The 22,412-nt window shown below is 41.9% G+C and carries 16 protein-coding genes; 8 read left to right on the top strand and 8 right to left on the bottom strand.

Translation table 11 applies throughout. The annotated features are described in order from the left end of the window. Positions 1 to 42 precede the first annotated feature (42 nt). The gene (locus KDJ85_RS11450) at positions 43 to 1,476 is read right to left on the bottom strand and encodes a YopT-type cysteine protease domain-containing protein (RefSeq protein WP_225819791.1); all 1,434 of its coding nucleotides are present in this window, start codon (positions 1,474 to 1,476) and stop codon (positions 43 to 45) included. Between the two features lie 464 nt (positions 1,477 to 1,940). Between KDJ85_RS11450 and KDJ85_RS11445 the strand changes: the two genes are divergently transcribed. From KDJ85_RS11445 to KDJ85_RS11430, 4 genes are all read left to right on the top strand, one after another. After that, positions 1,941 to 3,287, top strand: coding sequence for a purine-cytosine permease family protein (locus KDJ85_RS11445; RefSeq protein WP_225819790.1), 1,347 nt, complete (start codon positions 1,941 to 1,943; stop codon positions 3,285 to 3,287). A gap of 10 nt (positions 3,288 to 3,297) precedes the next feature. Next, positions 3,298 to 4,131: a nitrilase-related carbon-nitrogen hydrolase gene (locus KDJ85_RS11440; RefSeq protein ID WP_225819789.1), complete on the top strand. Its 834-nt coding sequence runs from the start codon at positions 3,298 to 3,300 to the stop codon at positions 4,129 to 4,131. Continuing rightward, positions 4,128 to 4,877: an IclR family transcriptional regulator gene (locus tag KDJ85_RS11435; protein WP_225819788.1), complete on the top strand. Its 750-nt coding sequence runs from the start codon at positions 4,128 to 4,130 to the stop codon at positions 4,875 to 4,877. Before KDJ85_RS11440 ends, KDJ85_RS11435 begins: the two co-directional genes overlap by 4 nt. Positions 4,878 to 5,138: 261 nt before the next feature. After that, positions 5,139 to 6,071: a DUF1177 domain-containing protein gene (locus KDJ85_RS11430; RefSeq protein ID WP_225819787.1), complete on the top strand. Its 933-nt coding sequence runs from the start codon at positions 5,139 to 5,141 to the stop codon at positions 6,069 to 6,071. An 82-nt stretch (positions 6,072 to 6,153) separates the two neighbouring features. Here KDJ85_RS11430 and cspD read toward each other — a convergent pair whose 3' ends face one another. Next, entirely contained in the window at positions 6,154 to 6,396 is a 243-nt protein-coding gene (cspD, locus tag KDJ85_RS11425) for a cold shock domain-containing protein CspD (RefSeq protein ID WP_225819786.1), read from the bottom strand. 391 nt (positions 6,397 to 6,787) lie between these two features. Between cspD and clpS the strand changes: the two genes are divergently transcribed. Continuing rightward, a complete protein-coding gene (gene clpS, locus KDJ85_RS11420; RefSeq protein ID WP_206085439.1) occupies positions 6,788 to 7,108 on the top strand; it encodes an ATP-dependent Clp protease adapter ClpS in 321 nt (106 codons plus the stop codon). 31 nt (positions 7,109 to 7,139) lie between these two features. Next, positions 7,140 to 9,425: an ATP-dependent Clp protease ATP-binding subunit ClpA gene (clpA, locus tag KDJ85_RS11415; RefSeq protein ID WP_225819785.1), complete on the top strand. Its 2,286-nt coding sequence runs from the start codon at positions 7,140 to 7,142 to the stop codon at positions 9,423 to 9,425. Positions 9,426 to 9,487: 62 nt separating this feature from the next. Here clpA and infA read toward each other — a convergent pair whose 3' ends face one another. From infA to trxB, 6 genes are all read right to left on the bottom strand, one after another. After that, positions 9,488 to 9,706 (bottom strand): translation initiation factor IF-1, encoded by a 219-nt coding sequence (infA, locus tag KDJ85_RS11410; RefSeq protein ID WP_004244560.1) that lies wholly within the window; start codon positions 9,704 to 9,706, stop codon positions 9,488 to 9,490. A gap of 141 nt (positions 9,707 to 9,847) precedes the next feature. Next, on the bottom strand, positions 9,848 to 10,549 hold the full coding sequence (gene aat / locus KDJ85_RS11405) for a leucyl/phenylalanyl-tRNA--protein transferase (RefSeq protein ID WP_225819784.1): 702 nt from the start codon (positions 10,547 to 10,549) through the stop codon (positions 9,848 to 9,850). A gap of 8 nt (positions 10,550 to 10,557) precedes the next feature. Then, entirely contained in the window at positions 10,558 to 12,300 is a 1,743-nt protein-coding gene (gene cydC / locus KDJ85_RS11400; protein WP_225819783.1) for a heme ABC transporter ATP-binding protein/permease CydC, read from the bottom strand. Between the two features lie 2 nt (positions 12,301 to 12,302). Then, the gene (cydD, locus tag KDJ85_RS11395) at positions 12,303 to 14,069 is read right to left on the bottom strand and encodes a heme ABC transporter permease/ATP-binding protein CydD (protein ID WP_225819782.1); all 1,767 of its coding nucleotides are present in this window, start codon (positions 14,067 to 14,069) and stop codon (positions 12,303 to 12,305) included. Positions 14,070 to 14,466: 397 nt separating this feature from the next. Beyond that, entirely contained in the window at positions 14,467 to 16,146 is a 1,680-nt protein-coding gene (locus KDJ85_RS11390) for a DUF7057 domain-containing protein (protein WP_225819781.1), read from the bottom strand. A gap of 169 nt (positions 16,147 to 16,315) precedes the next feature. Then, complete coding sequence (trxB, locus tag KDJ85_RS11385; protein WP_225819780.1) at positions 16,316 to 17,275, bottom strand: thioredoxin-disulfide reductase; 960 nt, start codon at positions 17,273 to 17,275, stop codon at positions 16,316 to 16,318. A gap of 538 nt (positions 17,276 to 17,813) precedes the next feature. Between trxB and lrp the strand changes: the two genes are divergently transcribed. After that, on the top strand, positions 17,814 to 18,308 hold the full coding sequence (lrp, locus tag KDJ85_RS11380; RefSeq protein ID WP_004918089.1) for a leucine-responsive transcriptional regulator Lrp: 495 nt from the start codon (positions 17,814 to 17,816) through the stop codon (positions 18,306 to 18,308). A 413-nt stretch (positions 18,309 to 18,721) separates the two neighbouring features. Next, entirely contained in the window at positions 18,722 to 22,309 is a 3,588-nt protein-coding gene (locus KDJ85_RS11375; protein WP_225819779.1) for a DNA translocase FtsK 4TM domain-containing protein, read from the top strand. The last annotated feature ends 103 nt before the right edge of the window (positions 22,310 to 22,412 follow it).

The raw sequence follows: 22,412 nt of genomic DNA, 5'->3' as shown, positions 1-22,412 counted from the left end.
CTCCTCTGTAGTTCAGTGACGACAAAGGAGAATAAAGTAAGGTTAACGAAGCTGATAAAATATTTTTCCTAAAGAATTTATACAAATTTTTGCTGACGTTAATAAAGGAACTTTATTTATCGAGTTAGTGATTAACGCTATCGTTGAATGAATGTCACATAAGGTTGAATAAATGGTAAAAGTATCCCCCTCCTTTTTTAGTTTCATTGTCAGTTTATTATTATCTTGAGAATACTCATCAAAAGTTAGTTTGGTACTTTTATCTAAGTTGATACTTACTTTATTCTCAGTAAGCTGTTTTTTGATTTCAGATTGTAGTTCTGCATTGTTGACTTTCGGTAATTTCATTCTTTTTGAGAGTGTTCGTGTTTTTTGTAGTTTCCGTATACAACCAATAGTTACATCAGTCTTTGTTTTTTGTGTAGAAGCATTAGGAAGTGTAATTTTGAGGTTTATAATTTGTTTTAAAAAATCAATAAATTCTTTTGTATTAGATGATTGCATTAACCCATAATTTGGTTCAAAAAAACTAAAAAGGTATTTTTTTTCTTGTGGAGAGTATTTCCCGCAAATTGCCATTGCGTGGTTATTTGAACTGTAAATTATAGCGAGATCTTGTTTTTTAAGGTTTTTTTCAGTAATTAGTTCCTCTAGTTGTTTAAAGGATACACTTTCCCAGCTAGGTTCTACATTAATAGGGGACAAAGGAGAACAACGATTATCAATTGTTAACCCTGAATTTAAATTAAATAGTGCTGTTTCACTTGCATAATGTAACATACAATATGCATATATCTCTTTAATAAGGGAGTGCATTTCATTTAGAGTGATGTCTTTATCTTTTTGAATCTTATCATATAGGTTTTGTTCTGCTTTATATTTCGGTGGAGTAGGTGTTTTATTGCCAAATCTTATTTTGTTATATAGATCATAGGTGATTTCTCTTTCTATTTTAATATCAGGATTAAAACTGGGGTCTATATTCTTAGAACATATATTTTTGTTATTTTCTTCTAAGCATTGAATGATATATTCAATGTTTGTTATGCCTTTAGGTTTTGGTACTGTGTTAATGGTATTATAATTTTGATATAGGTTATTATAGCCGTAATATTGGTATTGATTTATCTGTATATCAAAAATATCAGTACAACGTTCAGCTAACAAATTTGACATGCATTTAGAATAAGCTTTCTCTACACATTTGTTGACTTCTTTATAAGCTGATGTTGGTGGTATAAAGGGAGTCAAGCAATTTTTGAGCTGATGTAGGGATTCAGCCCCCAGCCCGTTCATCTCATAAGCTGCGAATGTGTGTGATAAACCTTGGCAAGCACCATTTTTACATGCATATGTAATATTGGAGATGTTTTTGAGTTGTTGGGCAAGTTTGTTTATTAGCGGGTCATTCTTATATACATAGTTCAATAGGTCATTCTGACAAAATTTAATGGGGTAGTTTATTTCAGTTGGCATGCTATGTTTCCGATGTTAACTATTTATAGAAGCCTATCAACTCAGCATCCCCATTTCTTTCATAAATCATTTGTTCCCACTAAAGCTAAATTTTTTTTCTAATCGTATAACTTCGTACTCGGATACTCTAAATTGGAGTGATTACTGCTAGCTAGAGGTAAATTACCGCTAAAGAATAGTCCTATTTTATGGAACCGAGTTTCTCACTCCAATTCTGCTAATTAAACACGTAATTTTTAACCTATTCATTTATCGATGAAATTTTTTATTAGTGTGGTATTTCCTCGCTCCGCGAAATATTCCATAATAAAAAAGTTATCTGAAAAGATAAATTCTGCTTGCGATTCGATATCGATCATGGATATTATCTGCATGTAGAATAAATGAAACCTAGTTCCATATAATGGAACAAACAATTAAAGCCAGTAAAAACTAAGCAAAGACAACCACACAGCAGGTGCAAAATGGCGAATAAAGCAGGTGAAGATTATTCTTTGGCTCGAGTACCCCAAAGTGCTCGTAGACCGTTCTATGAAGTGTTAATTCTACGAATTGGCGCACTCGCTTGTGTTTCACAAGTGATGTTAGGTGCAGCCCTCGGTTATGGGTTAACTTTTTGGCAGGCGTTTTGGGCGACCATCCTTGGCTCTGTAATTTTACAGGTAGTCAGTTGGGGGCTTGGAGCAGCTGCATGCCGCGAAGGAATGTCAATCAGTCTACTGTCAAGGTGGTCTGGTTTTGGAAAGTTAGGTTCAGCTCTTATTGGTGGCGCGATTGCCATCTCCTTGATGGGCTGGTTTGGCGTCCAAAATGGTTTCTTTGCGGATGGAATGTATAAAGCGACTAATGTGCTAACACCAGGGACTTGGTCACTTATTACAGGTATTGCGGTGACGATTATTACGGTATATGGGTATCGATTTTTATCTATTACTGCCAATATTTCAACGCCGCTCTTTTTATTCGCATTAGGCTGGGCAACGTATAATTTATTATCAGGTCAGGATCTTGGTGCACTTATCAATGATACTGCCCCTGCTGGGTCTTTAATGACAATGCCTGCGGCAATTACCATGGTTGCAGGTGGTTTTATTATTTCAGCGGTCACCACACCAGATATTAGCCGCTTTATGAAAAAACCGAAGGATGTCTTTTGGATGACGTTAATCGGGACATTTTTTGGTGAACTTTTAGTCAATATGATAGCGGTACTGATGGCTCTGGCATTACGTACCAGCCAAGTATTTGATTTGATGATGGCATTAACAGGCTTATTAGGTGCATCGATTGTTATCTTTGCCACCATAAAAATGAATGATATTAATCTGTATTCATCATCACTCGGGTTTTCAACGCTGCTTAACGCCATCTTTAATAAGCGTTTTGACCGTCGCTATTTAACATGGGTGATTGGTGTTTTCGGTACGATTGCCTCCATGTTAGGTATTTTAGACAATTTTATTAGTTTCTTAATTTACTTAGGCATTGCTATCCCACCAGTCGCTGGGATCATGGTTGTTGACTATTACATCTTAAAACGCGATCGCAAAGAGCTTGATATCACCCGCGAACAAGGTGTGCTGCCATCTAGCTGTGAAGCTTATAACCCTGTGACACTCGTAGTGTGGTTGTTAGCTGTTATTGTGGGGTGGGGAACGTCAGAATTAGGTCCATTACATGCCGATTATGGTATTCCTGCACTTAACTCTTTAATTACAGGTGCGCTGGCTTATTGGATTGGCATGCGCTGGCAAGCGAAAGCAAAAGGTGTCGATACGGTGCATTTTCGCAAAGTGGCTCACTTAGATTAAGGAAAGTGCGATGTCAGGTAGCAAGGTCAAAGTTGCCCTTGCTCAGTTTGATTCTGAACTGGGGAATAAACAAGGTAACTTGCAGCGTATGGCGCTGTTATGTGAACAAGCGGCAGAGTCTGGAGCTAAACTTATTTGTTTTCCAGAGCTTGCCACAACAGGTTATCGCGGTGATTTGCTAAATACGAAGCTGTGGGATCTCAGCGATTCTACAGGAAGCGAAACATATCGTTTATTTAGCGAACTTGCGACACGTTTGAATATCACTATCGTGAGTGGTTTTGTGGAACGAGGTGACTACCTTGGGGACATCTATAACGCGGTTGGCGTGTGGAACCCAGGGTGTGAAGGTATCAGCGGTGTGTTTCGAAAAGTACATGCTTTTGGTATTGAGAAACAATGGTTTAGTCGTGGTGATAGCTTTCCTGTATTTGATACGCCAATTGGCAAAATTGGCATCATGATTTGCTATGACATGGGGTTTCCTGAGGTTGCGCGTATTTTGACCCTTCAAGGCGCAGAGCTGCTAATCGCACCTTCTGCTTGGTGTGTGCAAGATAAAGATATGTGGGACATTAATACAGCATCCCGTTCTTTGGAAAATGGTGCACATTTATTGGCTGTTAACCGCTGGGGTCATGAAGGGGATTTACACTTATTTGGTGGTAGCAAAGTGTTAGGCCCTCGTGGGCAAGTGCTTTGTAAAGCCACATGTGATGGTGAAGCGTTATTAATTGGCGAAATTGATTTTGTTTTACAAGCCCATACACGTTTAACCATTCCATATTTACGCGATAGAAAGCCTCAAGATTATGGCATTCTTACTCAAGGTTTTGATTCATGAGCATTTTAAATAGCGTCGTTGATGTTTATCAATTATTTCTACGCTCAGGTAATGAGCTTACTGTTACGACGTTAGTCAATGAATTAGGCATGCCGAAAAGTTCTGCTTCTCGTTTATTAAAGCAAATGTCAGAACTGGGGCTGTTAGAAAAGAAGAATAATGCTCCCATCTATCGACCAGGGTTATTAATCATGGAGTTGGCTCACCGTGCGCGTGGGATGAATCCATTGATAGACATGACGTTAGAAGCCCTTGATGAGTTGACGAAAGATACTGGGTTTACCAGCTATGTTTCGGCGCTTGATGATGAAATGGTGCGGGTTGTCCATGCACGGTTCGGTAATAGCATGTTGCAGGTGATCACACAGCCCGGTACACGCTTGCCAATTCTTGGAACTTCAACGGGGCGGGCTTTGTTAGCGCGCTTACCGTTGCAGGAAAGAGCAAGCATTATCGGCCGAGAAGATAAAGAATTACAAGTGAAGTTAACAGAGCAGATGAATCTGATCAATGAACGCGGTTGGGAATTTTCAATTAACGAGTCTGTTGCAGGTGTTGCCTCGGTTTCGAGTACTGTGTTTGATCCATCGCTCAACACGTTATATGCATTATGTCTAAGTTTGCCAGAAACCCAAATGAATGAACAGGTTATGGAACAACTTTCGGCTAACCTATGCCGTAAGGCCTCTTACCTTGGTTGTATGGTTGGAGATCCTTATTGGTTACAAAGAAGTACCAGCAAGTAACGTTATGTCATGTAGTAGTAAAAGTAAGTAGTGAAAGTAAGTAGTAAAAGTCAGTAGTAAAAGTAAGTAGCACACCATAAGTAGTTTATATTATTAGTATTTTATTTTAAGTGCGTGAATACGCCTTCATCAGGAAAAATAAGGCTTTTTTAGCAGTTAAGCCTTAACTTGGGTGAAATGAAATTAAGTCATATTTTGTGTGAGTTAATTTCAAAGTAGCCCTACAATCAAATAAAAATTATTAAAATTCAAGGAAGTACAATGAGTCTAAAGCAAACCCTTTGTGCGTATGAGCTAATCGATTGCGCGAACGTTAAGGGGGAAGATGTCGTTGCATTGTTCAAGGCTTTCCCAGCAATTCAAGTTTCTTCTAAAACGGTCAAAGACCTAAAAGGTCAAAGTGATTTTGTCCGTATTCTTATTCCTGGCACCCAAGGTAAATCGCAAGGTCACCAAGCACCTACATTAGGCATTATTGGCCGTTTAGGGGGGATTGGTGCAAGGCCGTCACGTATTGGAGTCGTTTCAGATGCCGATGGGGCGATTGCGGCCATTGCAACAGCATTGAAATTAGCGAAAATGCATGAAAAAGGCGATAAATTAGTCGGTGATGTGGTGATTACGACCCATATTTGCCCTAATGCGCCGACTCGCCCTCATACCCCAGTTGATTTTATGGACTCTCCTTTAGAAGATGTCACGATGAATCAACATGAAGCAATCCCTGAAGCGGATGCCATTTTGTCGGTAGATACCACCAAAGGTAATAATCTGCTGAATCATAAAGGTTATGCATTATCACCAACGGTTAAAGATGGGTATATTTTACCTGTTTCTAATGATTTACTCCGTTTAATGGAGTGGAGCAGTGGGCAGCGTGCGGTGACATTTCCTTTATCCATTCAGGATATTACACCGTATGGTAATGGCCTTCATCATATCAATAGTATTATGCAACCCGCGGTATCGACCTCGGCCCCTGTTGTTGGTGTGGCGATCTGTTCTGAAACTGTAGTACCTGGTTGCTCTACGGGAGCAAGTCATGAGATTGATATTGCTGCTGCGGTGAAATTTATGATTGAGGTGGCAAAAGCCTTTACGCAAAAACAGTGTGATTTTTATGATGCGCAGCAGTATGCATTATTGATGTCACTGTATGGTGATATGTCACATTTACAAACTTCGGGTCGTTGATCTTATAAAATAGCCACAGTTAATTATTAACGGCATCAATAATATAATTGAAATAATTAACTGTGCTCTATGCATGTAAGGGCTAAATTGATTCTGGTGCGCCTTCTGTGCTTTCTTCCATTTCAATGGGGATGATAACATCCGCATGATTACCTTTTGGTCCAATTGTCACGCTAAATTGCACTTTTTGACCTGCTTTTAGTGTCCTGTAACCGTCCATTTTGATGCAGGAATAATGAGCAAAAATATCCTCTCCGCCATCAGCCGGGCAAATAAAACCAAAGCCTTTTGCGTTATTGAACCACTTAACGATACCCGTCTCCATATTTTATCCTTTCGGTTTGCTAGTTGTGTTTTACAGATATGTATAAAATACACACAGAAACTAAGTAAATATACGCTAAAAACTGTTCGTAAAACATACTGTAGTAAATTGCATTCTAAGGTCAAGAGGGGAGATTCAGGAATTATGGTAAAGTGGTAAGAATTCGATAAGCGCCAAATGTTATTTTCTGTGATATTTGATATAGCTCACAGATTGCTAAAGATAAGCGTAGAGGTTATTAGCATGATACACTGCGAATGAAAGGCTTGATTAAGAAAAGCTATGGAAAAATTTAATGGTATAGTTTTATAACACTATCATGTGGATTGATAGAAATCGTTGATAATAAAGACTATGCTTAATTTGAAGTTAAACACTGAGCAAGAAAGTAATGAGCGATTTTCTGGGCACATTTAAAACAGACGTCATATTCAAAGACGAAGTGGAACAAACCTTACAGCCACCGTCGATGTATAAGGTATTATTGAATAATGATGATTACACTCCGATGGATTTTGTTGTCGAAGTGTTACAAAAATACTTTTCTTTTGATGAAGAACGCGCTACACAGATAATGTTAGATGTGCATATTCAAGGAAAAGGAATTTGTGGGGTTTTTACTGCAGAGGTTGCAGAAACAAAAGCGGCGCAGGTCAATACATTTGCCCGTGAACATGAGTATCCTCTGCTTTGCACTATAGAGAAAGTCTGATCTGGTTTAATATCAATTTTGGGAGGTGCTTATGCTCAATCAAGAACTGGAGCTTAGTTTAAACGTAGCTTTTACGAAAGCGAAAGACAGTCGCCACGAATTTATGACTGTTGAGCACCTATTGCTGGCGTTACTGAGTAATATCTCGGCACGCGAAGCTTTAGAAGCTTGTAAGGTTGATCTTGTCGCTTTACGTCAAGAACTGGAACACTTCATCGCGCAAACTACACCCTTGTTACCCGAAAATGATAACAGAGACACCCAACCGACGCTTAGTTTTCAGCGTGTGTTGCAAAGGGCGGTATTTCACGTGCAGTCATCGGGCCGTAGCGAAGTTAGCGGGGCAAATGTACTCGTCGCGATTTTCAGTGAGCAAGAATCTCAAGCTGCGTACTTATTGCGTAAGCACGATGTTAGCCGCTTAGATGTGGTCAACTATATTTCTCATGGTACGGTAAAAGGTGAAGAATCGTCATCGTCAGATAACGATATGTCCAATAATAGTGCACCGAATGAAGAGCAGCCAGTCTCAGAAGACCACATGGACAACTTTACCACCAATCTGAACCAACAGGCTAAAAAAGGGAATATCGACCCGCTGGTGGGCCGTCAGGCTGAATTAGAGCGCACGATCCAAGTCTTGTGTCGCCGACGCAAAAACAACCCGTTGTTAGTGGGGGAGTCTGGTGTTGGGAAAACGGCAATAGCGGAAGGCCTTGCATGGCGTATCGAACAGGACGATGTGCCTGATGTTATGAAAGGTTGCACGATTTACTCCTTAGATATTGGTTCATTGTTAGCGGGAACGAAATACCGCGGGGATTTTGAAAAACGTTTCAAAGCCTTGCTCAAAATGTTGGAAAAAGACCCCAAAAGCATACTATTTATCGATGAAATCCACACTATTATTGGTGCTGGGGCTGCATCAGGTGGGCAAGTGGATGCAGCTAACTTAATTAAGCCACTACTTTCGGGTGGGCGTATTCGAGTGATTGGTTCAACCACCTATCAGGAATTTGGTAGCGTGTTTGAAAAAGACAGGGCGCTAGCTCGTCGTTTCCAAAAAATTGATATTGTTGAACCGACACCAGAAGAAACTATTCGTATTATTAATGGCTTAAAACCGAAATATGAAGCACATCATGATGTGCGTTACACGGCGAAAGCCATCCAGGCAGCGGTAGATTTATCGATTAAATATATCACCGACAGGCATTTACCAGATAAAGCCATAGACGTGATTGATGAAGCTGGTGCGCGCACACGTTTAGTTGCGCCAAGCAAACGCAAGAAAACAATTGGTGTTCCTGAGATCGAAACTGTGGTTGCACGTATTGCGCGAATTCCAGAAAAAACAGTTTCATCGAGCGATAAAGACAAACTCAAAACCCTTGATTCACGCTTGAAGATGTTAGTGTTTGGGCAAGATAAAGCGATTGAGGCGTTGTCTGAAGCGATCAAAATGAATCGCGCAGGGTTAGGGTTAGAAAATAAACCTGTCGGCTCCTTCTTGTTTGCAGGGCCTACAGGGGTAGGCAAAACGGAAGTCACGGTTCAGTTAGCCAAAGCGTTGGATATTAAATTATTGCGTTTTGATATGTCTGAATACATGGAACGTCATACCGTCAGCCGTTTAATCGGTGCGCCTCCAGGCTATGTAGGTTTTGATCAAGGTGGTTTACTGACTGATGCGGTGATCAAGCATCCACATTCTGTCGTGTTATTGGATGAGATTGAAAAAGCGCATCCAGATGTATTCAATATTTTACTGCAAGTGATGGACCACGGCACACTCACTGATAACAACGGCCGTAAAGCGGATTTCCGTAACGTGATTGTCGTCATGACCACAAATGCAGGGGTTCAAGAAACACAGCGCCGCTCGATTGGTTTCGCTGAGCAGGATAACAGCACGGATGCGATGTCTGAAATCAAGCGTGCTTTCTCGCCTGAGTTCCGTAACCGTCTTGATGGTATTATCTGGTTCAATTCACTGACGCCAGAAATTATCACCCAAGTTGTTGATAAATTCATTGTTGAATTACAAGCGCAGCTGGATGAGAAAGGCGTGTCAATTGAAGTGAGTGCGGCAGCACGTCGCTGGTTATGTGAAAAAGGCTATGATAAAGCAATGGGTGCCCGACCTATGGCGCGCGCAATTCAGGATAACCTGAAGAAACCATTAGCAAACGAATTGCTGTTTGGTTCATTAACCAATGGCGGCTCTGTAAGTATCGGGCTTGATGAAAAAAGTAACACACTGACATACAGCTTCAGTAGCGTGCACAAGGCCTCTCCGGAGGATGCGGTATTCTGACATAATTAACCACAGGTGTCTCATGCACCTGTGGTAATGTCAGGCCTTGCCTGAAGAGGTAATCAACGGCTACGGAAAATGATTCGGCCTTTGCTCAGGTCATAAGGGGTTAACTCTACAGTTACCTTGTCGCCTGTCAGGATGCGGATATAGTTTTTACGCATTTTTCCAGAAATATGAGCAGTCACCACGTGACCGTTTTCCAGTTCAACACGGAACATTGTATTTGGCAGGGTATCTAAAACTGTGCCCTGCATTTCAATATTGTCTTCTTTGGCCATCTAATCCTCTAAGTTTAATAACCGTGATTTTTAACGGGCAAGATAATGCCCAAAAACCCGCACTAAGTAAAGAAGTGTCGCATTTTAATGCGATCTTTATGCTTATGTGAAGGAATAAAATTAATAATAAACCAACGTTCACTAATTGAAAATTGGCGGTAATTCAATCGATTGCGGTATCCAGCAGGCGGGGTCTATCCCTTTGTCACGCCACCGATAAAGAATATGTAAAAAATCCCTGCGGGATATTTCTTTTGCGCCAAGTGAGGCGGTGTGGTGGTTAAGTACCTGACAATCAAAAAGCTGCCCATTATAGCGCAAAAAATGAAAATAGAATGTAATAAAAGCAAATTTGGATGCATCATTCATTCTACTGAACATGGATTCCCCACAAAACAGATGGCCCATGTTCACACCGTACAGGCCGCCAACCAGTTTGTCGCCATACCAAGCTTCAATAGAATGAGCTATCCCTTCGTGGTGTAACTCAAGGTAACCTGCTTGCACTTCAGGTAAGATCCAAGTTCCTTCTTCACGCACAGAACACGCTTCAATAACATCCTTGAAAGCGTGGTTAACTGTAATACGATAAATCTGCTTTTTTAACACTTTTTTCATTGAGCGACTGATGTGTAAATCGCCCATCAATAATACCGCTCTTGGATCTGGTGACCACCATAAAGGCATCTCACTTGGATTGAACCATGGGAAGATACCATCATAATACGCTGCTTGCAGCCTTTTTGATGAAAGATCGCCTCCAATAGCTAATAAACCATTGGGTTCCCGCATCGCTTCCGAGACGGGAGGGAACAAATATGAGTCATCATCGAGTTGGTACATATTGCGCCTCAGTGTGTTTTCTGAGCCCAATGGCGCTGGCGAAATTGGTAATATTGGCCTTGCTTATCTAACAACGCTTGATGGGTGCCTTGCTCGACAATTTTACCACTATCCATCACACAAATGTTATCCATTTCTTCTAGGCCTTGCATGCGATGGGTAATCACAATCAAGGTTTTGTCAGCACATTTTTCTTTTAACAACGTTAAAATTTGTTGCTCAGTTTGTGCGTCTAATCCTTCCGTTGGTTCATCCATCAAAACGAGTGGTGTATTATGCAATAAAGCGCGAGCAATACCTAAACGACGCTGTTCACCACCAGACAGCTGGCGACCACCTTCCCCCATCCACGCATTGAGTTTCAATTCATTTTCGAGCAAATTGCCTAAGCCAACTTGTTGTAAAACCGCATTTAATTCGGCATCTGTCGCTTGTTCATTTGCTAATAATAAATTATTACGCAGAGTATCACTAAACACATGCACACGTTGTGGTACAACCGACATGATGCTACGGAGTGATTTTTCACTAAATGTGTTAATTGGCTGACCATTTAATGTAATTGTACCGCTATCGACATCCCATGCACGGGTTAATAATTGTAAGAGTGTTGATTTACCACAGCCTGTTTTCCCAAGTAGGGCGAGATGTTGCCCTTTAGTTAAGCACAATGACACATTATTGAGGACGGCAAATGGCTGCTCAGGGTAGGTGAACGAGATATTATCGACAGTCAGGCTTTCCAATGTTGTGATTGAAGGGCCTTCACTTGGGAAAGTGACCTCGGGTTTCGCGGTCATTAATTGGGAAACGCGGGTAGCAGACGCAATCACTTGCCCCATATGCTGGAAAGCAACAGCGACTGGGCCTAAAGCTTCAAAAGCGGCGAGTGCACAGAAAACAAATAACGCAATCAACGCCCCAGGCTTGGTGTCTCCACCAACATGCTCAGCGGCCATCCACAATAACAACGTTGCCGTTACACCTGATGCAAATAAAATAATCGCTTGAGAGAGTCCAGTTAGAGCGGCTTGCTGCTGTTGGCGCGCTTGCCAGCTATTTTCAATTTGCCAAAGGTTTTGGCGAAAACGTGCTGTCGCACCAAATAAGGTTAACTCCGCTTGCCCTTGCAGTGCTGAAGTTAAGATAGTGCGATAGTCGCCGCGAAGCTCAGTGAGTTCACGGCCGATTGGTTTACCTGCACGGTAAAAAACAAATGGCATTGTGAACAATAAGAACAACATCACACCACCGAGCGTCCAAGCAAGGCGTGGGTCAAGGTAGCTTAAACCGAAAATCAAGACAAATGTGACAAAAAATGCCGTGATAATCGGCGATAATACACGTAAATAGAGGTGATCAAGGGTTTCGACATCAGCCACTAAGCGGTTTAATAGCTCCCCTTGGCGAAAACGGCTAATTCCCCCTGGAGAAAGGGGCAACACTTTACTAAAGGCGAAAACACGTAAGTGAGCGAGGACTTTGAATGTTGCATCATGGCTGACTAAGCGCTCGCCGTAGCGCCCTGCAGTACGAAATATTGCCGCACCACGTACACCAGCTGCGGGCAGCATATAGTTGAAATAATATAAGCCAGGGAAGCCCGCAATCGCGGTGCCAGCTAAGAACCAACCCGAAAGGGTTAATAGCCCAATACTGGCAAGCAATGTTACGATGGCGAGTATGATCCCAAGCGTTATCAAAAACCAATGGCGGCGGTAGAGGGCTAAGAAAGGATATAAAATTTTCATTATCAGAGCTCCTCACTGCGATGGGCTAATAACTGGGCAAAAGCGCCTTCAGACTGACTAAGTTGAGAGTAATTCCCTTGCTGAATGATTTGGCCGTTTGCCATCACCCAAATTTGGTCGTAATCCAAGGTTTCTTCCAGTAAATGAGTGACAAGCAACGTGGTTTGCTGCTCAGATAGCTGGTTCAGTGTGTGCATGACGCGTTGCTCACTGTGCGAATCAAGGCTTGCAGCGGGTTCATCAAGCAGTAGTAACCGTGAGGGTTTTAATAAAACCCGAGCGACAGCAACACGTTGCGCTTGTCCCACTGAAAGCCGCGCGGCGTAATCACCAAGGCGAGTATTTAAGCCATTGGGTAAGTGAGGTAAAAACTCGGAAACATATGCTTTATCAATAGCATGTTGAATTTCTGCCTCAGATGCATTTGGTTTACCTAAACAGATATTTTCAATGAGTGTTTGTTCGGGTAAATGCGGGTTTTGCCCAACCCAGCCGAGCAGTTCACGCCATTTTTCAGGGCATAACTCACGTAGTTCAATATCATTAACTGTCACTGAACCGTGGTAAGGCAAAAAGCCGAGTAATAAGTTGAGTAATGAGCTTTTACCTGCACCACTTTGCCCAACCAGTGCGATACGCTGTTGTGGCTCGATGGTGAAATTTAACGGGCCAGCAAGGCGTACACCGTCGTGGGATAAAATTTCGAGCTGGCTAGCTTGAATGCGAATAGGGCCATCAGATAATGTTTTTATACCTTGTTGCGGTTTTTCTTCCCCTTCACTATTTAGCAATGTCTCTAAGGTTTCAGCAGCACCTACTGCTTGAGCTTTAGCATGGTAATAAGTGCCTAAGTCACGCAGTGGCTGGAAAAATTCGGGGGAAAGGATCAGAGCAAGGAAGCCTGCAAACAAGGTGACAGGTAAGCCATAGCTACCAAAATTCATTTCACCCAAATACGAAAAACCGAAGTACACGGCAACCACAGCAATAGAAATTGAGGCAAAAAACTCCAATACGCCAGAAGATAAAAATGCCATACGCAACACTTCCATCGTTCTGGAACGGAAATCTTCAGTGGATTCACGAATTTGTTGGATTTCTGCTTTTTCACGGAAGAACAGGCGAAGGGTATCGAGCCCTCGGAGTCTGTCTAAGAAGCTGCCACTTAAACGACCAAGTGCGATAAAATTGCGGCGGTTCGCATCAGCGGCGCCTAAGCCAACTAACGCCATAAAAATAGGAATTAAGGGGGCAGTAACAAACAGGATCATCGCGGCTGCCCAATTGAATGGGAAAATGGCGATAAGGATCATGATGGGCACAATCCCTGCTAAATACATTTGAGGAAGATAGCGTGAATAGTAATCTTGCATATCTTCAATTTGCTCAAGGATAATGGTTGCCCAACTTCCTGCGGGTTTACCTTTAACCCAAACAGGGCCGAGTTCTTGGAGTTTATCTAATACGCGAGTACGAATTTCTTGGCGTACAACTTGGCCACAACGAAAACCAACCCGTTCTCGAATGTAAGTCACAATGGCACGTAAAATAAATACGCCAATCAGAAGGCAAAATGGGGTCAATAGCTGTTCTCGCGGGGTGTCATCCATAATGAGTGCTTGTAGGATGACGGCTAAGAACCAAGCTTGAGCAATGATCAATAATCCACTTATCATGCCTAATAGCATGGAGATCCGCAACCAGCGCTTAGCAGGTGCACTGTGTTGTTTTAACCAACGTACCAATTCAGTCTGTCTTGATTTATCCATAATGATTTAGTTAGCAGGTGTCGTTTTAATGTCATTGAGTATAGTTAGGTTATGAAAACCTAACAGCGTTTTGTCGTTCACTGTGAGCCAAATAACATCAGGGCGGAAAATAATGATCAAACAACGCATTTAATAAAAATAGTGAGAGCGGTGTTTTTGATCTCGACCTGTAATTCGATTATTTACGCTACATCATAACAGCTTAAGTGGCAGATGTTGCATAATAAAAGTCGGTTATTTAAGGTGGAAAGTGCTTTGTTATCAAATTGTTCTGTAAAGGTAAACTGAATATTTCAACTTAAAAAAATATAAAAGTGATGGGATGCTACTGTATTTTTACGTAATGAGAAGACGGCTTAACACAAAATTGTTAAGCCGTTGGCATTTTTATGGAAACTTAAGGTGTGGGAGTTATATTTAGCCACTCTTTCGGTTTTAAGGTAAATTGCCCGTTAAGCAAATTATCCCAAGCTTTATCTTTTTTCTGCACGGTATTGAATGAATGGCTTTGTGTATCGACAACTTCCCAGCTTTGTTCTATTTCCTGCCAAATATTGCAATCAATAGTTGAGCTAGCCGGATAGGAATAACACATAACCACATCATCTTTTCCATCTTGATTCACATCTGCCATAAAACCTAAGCATGAATAAGGTTCATGCTTTGATGTGCAATACCACGCACTACTGAGGCTATCACCCAAATCAAACCAGCTATCTGGCAACGCAGGGCTGTTTTTCGCTTGTATGAGTACCTCTTTGAGTGGTTTTTGTTGCTCTTCAGCATAAGGGCTAGTTTGGAATTGCTTCTGGTATTCAGGATTGCTATTTAGTTGTTCAAACGCGAGTTTACCTTCAGCACCTAATTGCTTTAAGTCATATGCGAGTGAGCTATTCACTTTAATTTTGCCATTATTCACGCCCGCTACAATGCTATTGATGGTGATGGTTTTGAAATTAGCGATAGGGCTATTGATCACGAAAATAATGGCGATAAGGGAGAGAATACCGACTTTATTAATTGTGCCGAGTGAGGTCATCCACAATGTTTTTTTGCGAATGATTGCAAGGCTATAGGCCAAAACAACCAAAGCTAAAAATAGCGCGACGGTAAAAGCATATAACCGCTCGACGCTCCAACTGTATTGATTCACCCGCGCAAGAATGCCGTACAGTGAAAGCCCAGAAAAGGCATTAAGCAAGATAATATTTATTAAAACAAAGGCATTCAGCCCTTTACGGAATTGGTATTGTGTACTGCCATCCCCATAAACAAAATTAATAAAAATAAGATTAAGGATCACAAACCACAGCATTACGGCAGAGCCTAAGCCTGCGGAGTCCAATCCTGAAAAATAGGAAATAACAAAGCCACCTAAGAAAATGACCGCAACGATGTTTAATAATGGCAGGAAGAAACGGGCAATAAAGCTAGCGAAGTTACTGAGTTGAATATCAACAGTTGCACGTAAAAATGTTAAGCCAATATTAAAACCAAGGGTAAAACAGACCCAATAAATGACTTCATTATCAAGAATGTCACTTAAAAAGTGCAAATTAACAATGCCAAACAAAAAGCTGGCTAATTTCACAATTAAGGTCAAGAGCCCACCAATTGCCGAGGCTAATACACCTAAGAAGGTATTTTTAATATATAGCCCCATTAAGCAACCGTAATTGATTTTCCATGACTGTGTTGTTTGCAGTAATTGCATCCACGGGAGCATGAAAAATAACAGAACAGTCAGTGTAAGGAATGCAATAAAGGGGTTAGCATCAGAAGGGGTTTCAAAGTCTTGACTATGCCAAAAGTTAACCCAACAAGTCAAAGCAATAGTTAAAGCGATACTAAGATAGAAAACCACAGATTTGGCATTAGTGATTAAGTAGCTAACCACTGATGGCACGAATATCGCCAGTAACATGGGTAGGAATACCGTAGTTGCATCTAACTGGCTGTCAGAGCGAATAGAGTAATCCGTTGTTGCGGCAATGACGATGCCCTGAATGATGGCGAGTATGATAACAATAAAATACGAATAGCCACGAACGATATCACGCCCTGATGGTTGCTCCATATCAATACCTATAAAATTAAGATCATGTAAAAAACAGTATAGGCAGTGCAGGAGAAGGGCAATATAAACTTGCTCTTAAAAATACGTAGGATGTGAAGTATTGAACGGTAAACAATAAAAAAGGCAGTCACCGATTACGGTCACTGCCTAAACCAAAAGCATATAGCGATTATTTAGACGCTAAACCGTCAAGATAGCGCTCGGCATCTAGTGCCGCCATGCAGCCAGTACCCGCAGAGGTAATTGCTTGGCGGTATATGTGATCCATCACATCACCTGCTGCAAATACACCTTCTACAGAGGTTTGTGTGGCATTACCTTGGGTACCTGATTGTACTTTGATATAGCCATTATCTAAATCGAGCTGACCATCAAAAATAGTGGTATTTGGGCTATGGCCAATCGCGATAAAGGCACCCATTACTGGGATATCTTCAGTGGTATGCGTTTTCGTACATTCAAGGCGCACACCTGTTACACCCATATCATCACCTAACACTTCATTTAAGGTGCGATCCGTATGCAGTACGATATTGCCGTTTTCGACTTTATCCATTAAACGGTTGATCAGAATTTTTTCTGCGCGAAAGCTATCACGACGGTGAATTAAATGCACTTCAGAAGCAATATTGGATAAATACAAGGCTTCTTCAACCGCTGTATTACCACCGCCAACGACAGCAACTTTTTGATTGCGATAGAAAAAACCGTCACATGTTGCACATGCGGAAACGCCGCGACCTTTAAACGCTTCTTCAGAAGGCAAACCAATATAACGTGCAGACGCCCCCGTTGCGATGATTAGCGCATCACAGGTATATTCGTTTTCATCACCAAACAAGCGGAATGGACGTTGTTTTAAATCCACTTTATTGATGTGATCAGAGATAATTTCGGTTTCAAATTTTGCAGCGTGTTCATGCATACGGTCCATGAGGCCTGGACCTGTTAGGCCTTCAGGGTCACCAGGCCAGTTTTCGACTTCCGTTGTGGTCGTCAATTGACCGCCTTTTTCCACCCCAGTAATCAGTGCAGGACTTAAATTTGCGCGAGCTGCATATACAGCTGCTGTATAGCCTGCGGGGCCTGAACCTAAAATGATTAACTTGCGATGTGTGGTTGTGCTCATGAATTCCTCTTTTAATCTCAAAAAAAGCATGCTTAGGATTGTAGGAGAAATAGGAAGGTAACAAAAGTGATTTAAGTGCGACTTAGTTTTATGCCACTTATTTCTCTGATAGGCAAGACTCGCCAAATGTAAAAAAATGTGACAAAAAGGTAGGGGAGTCACGCTTCACGATTTTTAGGAATTATCTTGAATTAGCGCTGCGAAACGTTTTACTGGAAAAAAAAGCGAAATCTTGTACTGATTTTTATTCATTTGCTTTGACAATCGGCTGCGCATTTGCGAAAACATCTATGTAAGAGTTAATTATCTAGCAGGTCAATGGAAATGGCGCATTTTTGTTCTTGCTGGAAAGTTAGCTTTACACTACTTACAAACTTAAAAAATGAGTCACGATTGTGAATGATCATTACATTCACACGAACTTCAGCACTATAAATAGAATTTGCCCTGAACACGAATTCCTAATAAAAAAGGTAGTTGGCAAGGGGCTCATTTTATAGATGTAGAAAATAACAATTAGAGAAAGAGAGATAAAGAGATGATTGACAATAAAAAGCGTCCTGGCAAAGACCTTGACCGTATCGACAGGAATATATTAAACGAACTACAAAAAGACGGGCGTATTTCTAACGTAGAATTATCCAAGCGTGTTGGTTTATCCCCAACACCTTGTTTAGAGCGTGTGCGCCGTCTTGAAAGACAAGGATTTATTTCAGGCTATACAGCCTTGTTGAACCCGCATTACTTAGATGCATCCCTCTTAGTGTTTGTTGAAATTACATTAAATCGTGGTGCGCCTGACGTGTTCGAACAGTTTAATACTGCGGTTCAAAAGCTTGAAGAAATTCAAGAATGTCACTTAGTTTCAGGTGACTTTGACTACTTGTTGAAAACGCGTGTGCCTGATATGTCCGCATATCGTAAGCTACTAGGGGAAACGCTGTTACGTTTACCAGGTGTAAACGACACACGTACCTACGTAGTGATGGAAGAAGTTAAACAAAGCAACCGCTTAGTGATTAAAACTCGCTAATCAAGGCTTTTTTGACCTCACTTCAGCACAGCGTTATTGGCTTTGTTGTCGCACTGCAGTTTCAACGCTGAGTTTACTCAGCGTTGTTCCGTTTTAGCACCCCAATAATTTCTTCAATTTTTCCTTTTAAATCGGCAAGTTGACAGCTACTAGCGCCTTTCTTACGTTCTTTTACGAAATTCCTTTGTTTATCGATAAGTTTTATTATCAATTTATTGATTTTAAAGCTATAAATAATTAGGAGTTTTGACGATAAATAGAAATTGAATCCGAATACATTAGATGAAATACTGAGTTACTATATATTAATCGGGCATTTATTTGCCTTAGAGCCAGCAAAACAGGCATTTTAGGGCGATTAATGTTAGAATAATCAGAGTCAGTGAAGAACATCAGTCAGTAAAGAAACAATAATGAGCCAAGAATACACAGAAGATAAATACATCAAATTTAAAAAACTCAGTAGCGGAAGACGGCTATTAGAGGTGATTTTGCTCGCGATTTGCTTAAGTGCCGTTTTTCTTATGGTCGCGTTATTAAGTTTTAGCCCTTCAGACCCGAGTTGGTCACAAACAACATGGAACGCCCCTGTGAAAAACTTGGGGGGAAGTGTGGGGTCGTGGAGCGCTGATATTTTGTTTTCTGCTTTTGGCATTTTAGCTTTTGCTATTCCACCACTGTTATTATTGGGTTGTTGGGCTATCTATCATTATGAAAGCCAGCGCCGTTACATCGATTTTTTCTCGCTTTCTTTACGCCTTATCGGTGGCCTTGCATTGATCCTTTCTTCCTGTGGATTAGCCGCCTTGAATTTTGATGATTTACCTAACTTTGCTTCTGGTGGCGTGATTGGTAGCGTATTTAGCAGTGCCATTATGCCTTGGTTTAATTCATTAGGTGCCACATTGGCACTGTTGTTCTTATGGGCGATTAGCTTCACGTTGTTTACAGGTTGGTCATGGTTGACAATTGCAGAAAAAATTGGCGCGGCGGTCCTGCTTCCAATTACGTTATTAACTAACCGTGCTCGAGGCGATGACCTAGATGATTATGAGGTAGAGGAAACTGAAGATGCGCTACAACGAGCGCAAGAGGCTGAGCACTTAGCGAATGATAATGAACAATTACTCGATTCCGATGATGTGTTGTTTTCAGCGCCAACGGTTGCTGAGTTAGTCACTGAAAATACACCACAGCCAGAATCCATTGAAGTGCAAAGTCGTATTGAGACTCAGCCAGAAACTCCTGCGGCAGTAGAGCCAGATGCTTTACCCTCTTTCTCAGCGGTAGATGAACCGAATACATACCACTTTGAGGTTCCTGATGATTACCAGCCACAAGCCAGTGGTCGTTTTGATAGCTTAGCGGAGCCTGTTGTTTCTCAATCAGATTATGTTCCTGTAGCGCCATCTGCATTTAGTTCTGTCAATGATCATGAGTTAAAATATCAAGAAGAACAAATTGATAATGAATTCAAAACGTCAGCGATGCCTGTAGAACCCGCAGCACAAAACACATTCGCAGCTCAAGTTCCGCCAGAATTATTTACGCCAGCTGTCACCGATGTTCCTGTTAATTCTTCCGTTACTGAGCGGGTTGCCGATGCGAGTGCTTTAGCGGCTGCAGGCATTTCCATTGCTGCGCTTGAGCGCCACGCACAAGTTAAGCAAAATATGGAGCCTGAACTGCCAAGGCCTAATCCTGTTCGTTTGCCGACACGTCGCGAATTATATGGAATTCGGATCCCATCCCAGCGTGATGCAGAGTTACAACGTCGCCAAGAAGAAGCCTCTAAACGCGAAGAAATTTATCAACAGTGGTCAACAAATGACGTTGAAGATGCGCAAAATAGTGACGACGCACAACAAGATGAGTTACTACGCGCTCAATTCTTAGAACAGCAACGTGAGCGCTATGGTGAAGTGGATAGCACCGACTATGAGCCGCCTGTTACGCAAATCGCGCCAACAGAGTTCCCTGAAGTGCAGCATGTTGAGCAAGCAGAACAATCGCCTGTCAACACATGGACGCAGCCAACCATTGAGCATCGTTGGCCATCTTCATCTGATTTATCCGCCAATACGCATAAATTTGCTGAACCTGAAATGGCATCTATTATTCCTAGTGATGCTTTCGAAAGCCAATTTGAAGATGAGCAAAAAGGCGTCGAACCGAAGATTGATTTACGAAGAGAATTCTCGGTATTGGATAGCTTTTCTCCTGTAGATGATTTAGTGGATGATGAGCCTGCTGATCCACTCTTTATGCCAACATTTACCGCTGTTGAATCGCCAATAGTTCCACCAAATAATTCGTATTCAGGGCTTGGCAATAGCCAACCTGCAACACACACTTTTGCGCAGCCACAGCAGCCACAGCAGCCACAGCAGCCACAGCAGCCACAGCAGCCACAGCAGCCACAGCAGCCACAGCAGCCACAGCAGCCACAGCAGCCACAGCAGGATAGCTTATTCCACCCGTTCTTGGTGCGTAATGATCAACCATTACCAAAACCAACAACGCCGATGCCTTCTCTTGATTTATTGGCAAGTCCACCAGAGCAAGAAGAGCCAGTGGATATGTTTAAATTAGAGCAAACGGCAAGGCTGATTGAAGCACGGTTAAATGATTACCGAGTGAAAGCAGAGGTTGTTGGTTTTTCTCCTGGGCCAGTTATCACCCGCTTTGAGCTTGATTTAGCGCCAGGTGTTAAAGCTGCGCGTATTTCGACACTATCCCGTGACCTTGCTCGTTCATTGTCAACGGTTGCTGTGCGAGTTGTTGAAGTGATACCCGGGAAACCGTATGTTGGGCTTGAACTACCAAATGAAAAACGCCAAACCGTTTATTTAAGTGAAGTATTAGATTGTGATGATTTTAGAAAAAATCCATCGCCACTGACGATTGTTCTCGGTAAAGATATTGAGGGTGATCCTGTTGTTGCGGATTTAGCTAAAATGCCACACTTATTAGTGGCGGGTACAACGGGTTCAGGTAAATCGGTTGGGGTCAACGCGATGATCCTCAGTATCTTGTATAAAGCAAAACCTGAAGATGTACGCTTTATTATGATCGACCCAAAAATGTTGGAACTTTCTATTTATGAAGGTATTCCTCATTTATTGACCGAGGTTGTCACTGACATGAAAGACGCTGCGAATGCATTGCGTTGGTGTGTCAATGAGATGGAACGCCGTTATAAACTGATGTCTGCGCTCGGAGTTCGTAATTTAGCCGGCTACAATGAAAAAATTAAAGCTGCGGCGGATATGCAGCGTCCGATCCCTGATCCATTCTGGAAACCAGGGGATAGCATGGAAACGGAACATCCAATGCTGAAAAAAGAACCTTACATCGTCGTTATGGTGGATGAGTTCGCAGACTTGATGATGACTGCAGGGAAAAAAGTGGAAGAGTTGATCGCAAGGTTAGCCCAAAAAGCCCGTGCCGCAGGTATCCACTTGGTTCTCGCGACTCAACGTCCTTCAGTTGACATCATTACTGGGTTAATTAAAGCCAACATTCCAACACGTATTGCCTTTACGGTATCGAGCAAAATTGACTCGCGTACCATCCTTGATCAAGGTGGTGCAGAGTCGTTATTGGGAATGGGGGATATGCTTTATTTACCACCTAACTCATCAATCCCAATGCGTGTACACGGTGCTTTTGTTCGTGACCAAGAAGTGCATGCGGTGGTCAATGATTGGAAAGCGCGTGGTAAGCCGCAATATATTGATAGCATCACAACATGCAGTGATGATAGTGAAAGTGGTGGTTATGATGGTGGTGGTGAAGAACTTGATCCACTATTTGACCAAGCTGTTGAATTTGTTGTTGATAAACAACGTGTTTCCATTTCAGGCGTTCAACGTCAATTCCGTATTGGTTATAACCGTGCTGCGCGAATTGTGGAGCAAATGGAGCTCCAAGGCATCGTCAGTGAACAGGGTCATAACGGAAACCGAGAAGTGCTTGCGCCGCCATCAATGGGGCATTAAAAGTGGGTAGCAAATTAATAATTTAAGGTGCTAATTGCGGGTTTAATTTGAGGGGTGTATAACGTCATCACGCCTCTTAAGGTAATCATACTAAGGTCTTTGT

Source organism: Providencia vermicola, assembly GCF_020381325.1.
In the GTDB taxonomy this organism is placed as follows: domain Bacteria; phylum Pseudomonadota; class Gammaproteobacteria; order Enterobacterales; family Enterobacteriaceae; genus Providencia; species Providencia vermicola.
This window is presented reverse-complemented; position numbering and strand designations above follow the sequence as displayed.